Annotated in this window: 4 protein-coding genes and 1 pseudogene; 4 read left to right on the top strand and 1 reads right to left on the bottom strand. The window is 34.7% G+C overall.

All coding sequences use genetic code 11. The features are described 5' to 3' along the window. Positions 1-285: pseudogene (locus OM966_RS07480) on the bottom strand (IS110 family transposase); the annotation flags it as partial. Between the two features lie 413 nt (positions 286-698). On the opposite strand from OM966_RS07480, the gene OM966_RS07230 reads away from it, so the two are divergent. The 4 genes from OM966_RS07230 to OM966_RS01695 all read left to right on the top strand — a co-directional run bounded on the left by OM966_RS07230 (position 699) and on the right by OM966_RS01695 (position 5,605). Further along, entirely contained in the window at positions 699-899 is a 201-nt protein-coding gene (locus OM966_RS07230) for a hypothetical protein (protein ID WP_319604294.1), read from the top strand. 86 nt (positions 900-985) lie between these two features. Continuing rightward, complete coding sequence (locus OM966_RS01700) at positions 986-2,143, top strand: cytoplasmic incompatibility factor CifA (protein WP_319604183.1); 1,158 nt, start codon at positions 986-988, stop codon at positions 2,141-2,143. A 159-nt stretch (positions 2,144-2,302) separates the two neighbouring features. Continuing rightward, positions 2,303-2,761, top strand: coding sequence for a hypothetical protein (locus OM966_RS07225; RefSeq protein ID WP_319604185.1), 459 nt, complete (start codon positions 2,303-2,305; stop codon positions 2,759-2,761). Between the two features lie 48 nt (positions 2,762-2,809). After that, positions 2,810-5,605, top strand: a complete 2,796-nt coding sequence (locus tag OM966_RS01695) for a cytoplasmic incompatibility factor CifB (RefSeq protein ID WP_319604187.1) — start codon at positions 2,810-2,812, stop codon at positions 5,603-5,605. Positions 5,606-6,000 lie beyond the last annotated feature (395 nt).

Raw genomic sequence — 6,000 nt, 5'->3', positions numbered from 1 at the left:
TTATCTGTTTTTGCAAAGTGGTTGCAGGCTTTTGCAAATGCATACCCGATTTGGGTGAGCTCTGTGAACAGCTATGTTATGTTCTTGTAACAATTTTATTACAAGTTTCTCATAACCTCCTGTGGATTCTACTACACATAACTTAACAAATACGTTAGCCATTTTCGACTTTATAAACTCAGATATAGCTCTCTCTGCATTTTCTATACGCTGATGTTTATTGTTGATTGAGATATCAAGTGTTTCTTTTGAAACATCAATACCCACAAAAACTGTTCTAGCCATTTTTGTACCTATAAATATAATCAAATAATAATGTAAATGCTGTACAGGATTGTGATTCGATCTTTTAGATCCTCCTACCGTTCGTACTCCATTTTTTAAAGCTAGGAGTGTACTGAGATGCCTACGATTTCTATCAATCAATCCAATTGACAGTATCACTCCTTGCTCATTATAGTCTTGCGACTTTGATTTAATATACAATCCTAATCGGCGAAAAAAAGGTGAACAGATGTTATCGCTGAAGATACTGGCCTCTCTGTTGATTATATTGAGAAAATTCAAGAAAAGAAGTTTTAGCCATAACGTTTTTTTATTAAACCCTCTATTCTAGTAATTTTAATATTGCAATCCATTCTAATGTCTGTATAATGCCCCTTTTACATAATACTATTAATATTTAATGGGAGGGTAAAATGCCAAGGAAGACAGATCGTCATGCTGCAGTACTTAAAAAGCTACAAGATGTTATAAAACATACAGATTCTGAAATTGCTTCTGGAAGGAAGTTAGCTATTAAAAGGTGGGCGGAAACCTATATAGAGAATATTAAATTTTTTAAGGATGATAAGCTGCAGTTTTTGCACAATGTATTCCAAGATGAAGGTTGTTGGTGAGGTACAAGGTTAAATAATGATGTTTTAGGTACAAGATTGACTGAAGAGAAAATAGGAGAAATCGATAATCCACTTCGCAGAATGAGATGGCTTCTAGTTACTGTGTGGTAGAAAAAATTCTTCCGTTCTTTCAAAAAAGATTCGAATTTCTCAAGAGCAAATTTCCTCCTGGTAAATTTGATGGCAAAACTGAAACTGAAATTGACAAATACGTACGAAACTCCCTGCTAGATACGATAAAGAGGAATGGTCGTATTTTTGATTTCTGGATCAATAGAGAGTCTGGGGAATTAAAGGAGTATGATGCAGTAGAAGGTTTTGACAGTGCTGTAAAACTTAAATGGAGTGAAGGAGTAGAGTATTTTTATAATCATCTAAAAGAAGAAGATAAAGAAAAGAAGCTTACAGAAGCTGTTATTGCTCTTTCTCGTCCTCAATCTGTTGAGAAAGACGCTCCTATTTTAGATTTTTGTGTAAGGAATATAGCTGACAAAGATACTCTTTTACAGAAATTATTGCAGAAAGATAAGGGAGTATATTCCCTTCTTGCTGAATTAATAGAGTCATGTTTTTTTGATACGGTTCATGATTTGGTACAGTGCTGGTGTTATAAAGGCGTTCCAGCAGGAGGAGACTGTTCGGACAAAATATTCTCACAGCGAGACTATGAGCTTCTTCTTTCCTCACTTTCAGATGTGATGTTGAAAAATCCTGAGTCAAGTGCTCAAGCTAGGTCTGTTATTATGAAAATTTGGGAGTGTGACAGCTTGGATGAATACAAAAAGACTGCTATTATTGATACTTCGAATGGTAGAATTCCTATAAAGGGTGTACTTGCAGAATTGATAGTTAACTGGAAACGAGAAGACATTTATAAGTCTGATGAGGAAAAAGAAATAGAGAAAAAAGAAATACTAGATATGATGTTATTTGCTAAAAATAGCTTTCCTGAGAGATTTGAGTTCTTTAAGGAAAAGATAATAAAAAACCTTAGATTGTGTGGTAGAGAAGGTAAAAGAGTAAATGTAGATTACGGTCTGTTTGCAGAAGAATTATTCTCTGAGTTAGAGAAAACAATTTTACCACCTGGTCCTGTAGGTGATGGCCCTAGGTATGATTTACGGACGCAATCTCAAGCTCATGGTAGTAAGAAAACATCTTTGCCACTTGATGGTTCTGGTGATGGTCCGCAGTCCAAGTTTGAAGCTCCTAGTATGAGTGGTGTCTCTAGCCGTAGAAAATAGAAGGGTATCTTATATGAATAATGGTGATGGACTTATTAGGAGTTTAGTGGATGGAGATCTTGAAGGCTTCAGACAAAGGTTTGAATCTTTTTTAGATCAATGTCCATCTTTCTTGTATCATGTAAGTGCAGGTTGTTTCCTTCCTGTATTCTTTTTAGTATGTTTGCTACTGCGCATGATGAAGGTATTTTAGATCCAAGTGAAAAAGTCTATTTTCGTTTTGATAACCATGGTGTTAATCCACGTAATGGTGAAAATCGAGATACGGGAAACCTAAAAGTTGCTGTTTATCGTGACGGACAGCAAGTTGTCAGATGCTACAGTATTTCTGATCGTCCTAATAGTGATGGGTTAAGGTTCAGTACAAGGGAAAGAAATGCTCTAGTGCGAGAGATTAGAGGGCAAAATCCAAATTTAAGGGAAGAAGACCTAAATTTTGAGCAATACAAAGTATGCATGCATGGAAAGGGCAAGAGTCAGGGAGAAGCAATTGCAACAGTATTCGAGGTGATTCGTGAAAAAGATCTTAGAGGTAGAGATAAATTTGGCAAATATTCAGCATCTGAAATTAATCTTATTAGACAGCTCTTAGAAGATCACAGATTAACAATTAAGTAAATAGAAAGGAGACAACTCAATCGAAATCAGTGTGAACAGCTTGATAGGTTGATCAATTTTGCACGAGTCGAACCTAGTCAACAAAGAATTGGCGATTTTATAGAAATGCTAGCAAGCAACCAAAGACAAGATGTAAGAGATTCTCTCCGAGAAGATATTTTAGAATATATAACTGATACCTATAATAATTATAGAGCGCAGATAGAAAATAATATTGAAAATCGCAGTCAAAAGTTTGAGAGTCACGGGTTTTTATTAGGTTTCTTAGCAAATTTTAGTCATCACTACGCAATAGGCATTGACCTTGACTTATCTCCTAGAAACTCACATGTTGCATTTCTTGTACGTCATCAAGCAGAAAGAGAAAATATTCCTATTGTTATTAATCTTGCTATATTTGATACACCGTCAGATGTTGCATTAAACTGTGCCATAGGCTACGCTGGAAGGTTACACACTTCTTCATTTATACCTATTCATACTGAATCAAGAAATACTGTCTGTGTTGGATTAAATTTTAATTTAAATCTAGATCCCTTTAGTGTTGATATAGTAGAACTTCAACAGGATAGATTTCCTTTAGTACAAAGATTATTTGAGTGTTTGGAGAATGAAGGAATTAGAGAAAATATTAGAGATTTCTTGCTTCAACACCTTCCTAATGAAATACCAAGGAATGCAGAGAATTATAACAGAATATTTGATTGTATAACTGGTTTTGCTTTTGGGAGTAGTGCTTTTGATATACATCATTTACAACTAGAAGGTGAAGAAGAAGTAGAGGTACCTATAGCAAAGTATATACTTAGATATGATGATGGGGATCATGCTTTAACCATGGTCTTTCATGCTCAAGGTTCTGATATAGTTATATTTAATATCAGAATTAATGATGATGTACAACAAGAAGCTATCAATTTACAAACTCTCAATATTGATGGGAATGATGTTCATGTATGGAAAGTTTCATTCACACTTAATGACCAATTTGAGCTAGATATTGATCAACCAAATGACCTTGGTTTGTATCACGATTACCAAAATAATAATGCAAATAATTTTCTTGCTGGTGATCTTGTACAAGTGCCTAATGCTGAAAATGTACATAACACTTTGAATCAAGTTATGAATGATGGCTGGCAAAATGTAGGTCAGCATAGAGAACTATTTCAAGAGATCTCTGGAGCATTGATGCCACTTATGGATGCAATAAATGTTAATAGTGAGGATAAATTTCGTTCTATACTACATGGTACATTTTATGCTAGTGATAATCCTTATAAAGTGATTACTATGTATAAAATTGGTCAAACATATAGTTTGAAAAGGGGTCAGGAAGAAGAAGGAGAAAGGGTAATACTCACAAGAATTACAGAACAGAGATTAGACCTTTTATTATTAAGACAACCTACAGAGAATGATCTAGATACTCATCCAATTGGATATATATTAAGATTTGCTGGTAATGCAGAAGAAGTAGCACAAAAGGAGAATAACGCAAAAGATCGAATAAAAGAACTTATGAACAAGCAAAGAGGATATTTGCTTATTACTTCTGGAAATGAGGTGGTTTTGTCTTATGCTCTATTTAATAGAGATGCACGAAGAGAGGAAGAACTTATAACTATTCCACAAGAACTGTATGTACATATAATTGATCGTCATAGTCGTGTTTTAGGGGCAGAACAGACTGGAAGACCTGAAATAGTGGAGGGAATAGGGAATCTAGATGAAAGATTTAGAAATTTTCAGGAAAATGTTAATGAAGGTGAAAGACAGCCATCAACTTTCTTATATAGTCGAGGTAATGATGAATGGGTTGAGGTACATGTTATACGTCACTTCAAGGGTACAAGAGAAGAGGTTTTAAGGAGAATAGGGTCAGGTACAGATAATATTGCACATAATGGATCACAAGGAACTACAACTACTCATTTATCACAAGAACAAATATTACGACAAATAAACAATCTTCTTGGAGATGGTAATCAAATACAAAATGTCAACGATCTGCTTACACTAGAATTTGCGACGAGAAATGGACATTATGATTACTGGCTTCAACAAATTGATATAGCTCACGCTGGAAGATTGCGATATCAGCTTCGTACTGAAGGTAATCACACTTTTGAAGTAGCTAATTTGGCAAGGAATGACGGTAACGAGCACATTGTTAGAGTATTAAATCAATTTAGGGAAAATGAAGAACAACAGCGTTTAACTTTAATAATTACTTTAAATAATACTCATTGGGTTACACTAGTGATTGAACGTCAAAATGGGAACTATGTTGGGTACTATGCTGATTCAACTGCTACTGCTGTTCCAGGTGGTATTACCGATATCATTCAAAATAACTTAGGAAATAATATCAGGATTAATAATGTTTCTGTTCGTCAGCAAACAGATGGTTGGAATTGTGGTTTATGGACATTAGAAAATGCTAGTGATATTAATCGAGTTCTAAACGAAAATCATATTGGGCAAGTGCAGAATATCATAAATATAATACGCGATTTTCTTGGAAGAGGCCTCCCAAACAGAGATAGAAATTACTTTCAGAACATAAGAGTGGGCATTTCACAATTATTCAGGAATGATCCGGGATTTCAAGATGTGCAATTGCAAGCATACATTCAAAATAGAGAACAAATTGATCCATTACTGCGTACTTATCTAGAATTAGGATATCACAGAGTAGGAGGAGGGTATGGATTAGTAGAAGCACCTATATCGCTTGGTGTTAGTGATTCCAGTAATTTTGGTGACCTGCCACAGTCGAGCTTAGAAAGTCCTGAAGCTAGTCGTGTTTCTGACCTTAGCAAAGGTAAAGGCGGTAGGTAGAGGTAATCGGTAGATGAAAGGAGTGTAACAAAAACCTTATGCATCAAGTAGAGATTGTGAGCAAATTTAAAGAAGTTAAGGTGGGTAACCTGTTTTTTTCTACTTGCAGCAATGTTTCAAAAAGTATATGTGTCGAGTTGGGTAAAGTTGAAGGAGGTTCTTAAATGAGCAACTATTAATTTGGTAGTATATAACATTAATAAATTTAAACGATGCAACCATTTCCAGCAACAAAAACCAGCTAGCGTGAGAAGATTTTTTCTTGGAATCGCATGGTCTACCAAATAACCTGTTCGAACTTTTCTTTATAATAATTCTACTATATTGTAAAAGCAGCTATTTTAGCCTACTTTAACTAAATTTACATATGAACTAATTTGCCTAACTTTGTTGTA

Origin of the sequence: Wolbachia endosymbiont (group A) of Andrena hattorfiana (assembly GCF_947179565.1) — a bacterium.
Classification (GTDB): Bacteria; Pseudomonadota; Alphaproteobacteria; order Rickettsiales; family Anaplasmataceae; genus Wolbachia.
The sequence above is the reverse complement of the archived record's forward strand: the minus strand, read 5'-3'. Positions and strand labels throughout refer to the sequence as shown.

Coding starts and splice junctions, on each gene's coding strand:
- OM966_RS07230 (WP_319604294.1), top strand. CDS start 699: ATGCCAAGGAAGACAGATCGTCATGCTGCAGTACTTAAAAAGCTACAA.
- OM966_RS01700 (WP_319604183.1), top strand. CDS start 986: ATGGCTTCTAGTTACTGTGTGGTAGAAAAAATTCTTCCGTTCTTTCAA.
- OM966_RS07225 (WP_319604185.1), top strand. CDS start 2,303: ATGTTTGCTACTGCGCATGATGAAGGTATTTTAGATCCAAGTGAAAAA.